Consider the following 347-nt stretch of genomic DNA (forward strand, 5'->3'; position numbering starts at 1 on the left):
TTGACCAGACCAAAGTCAGGGTCGTAAAAGTTCTTCCAGATCAAAAGAAAGACCATGCCCGGAATGATCATGGGGATCACGAAGCAGACCTGAATTAAATAGCGCAGCCGGTCGTTCTTGACCCGGTTCAAGGCAATGGCCGCAAGAATGCCCGGCCACAGCTTTAACAAATTAGCGACCAGTAGGATGCCGACCAGTTTGAAGGACTGCCAAAACATCGGGTCCGAAAAGGCCTCCTTGAAATTACGCAGTCCAATGAACTCCTGCACCGTGGGCGGCTGCCAGCGGAAGAAGGACATCATAAACACATCGATCTTCGGGTAGTAACTAAAGATCAGCAGCGAAAG

The 347-nt window shown here is 50.4% G+C and carries 1 protein-coding gene; it reads right to left on the minus strand.

From position 1 onward, the window contains the following. Nucleotides 1-347 (minus strand): carbohydrate ABC transporter permease (locus QEH52_RS20350; protein ID WP_308952789.1); only part of this gene is annotated, 347 nt, incomplete at both ends.

Source organism: Thalassobacterium maritimum (genome assembly GCF_031127805.1).
Lineage (GTDB): Bacteria > Verrucomicrobiota > Verrucomicrobiia > Opitutales > Coraliomargaritaceae > Thalassobacterium > Thalassobacterium maritimum.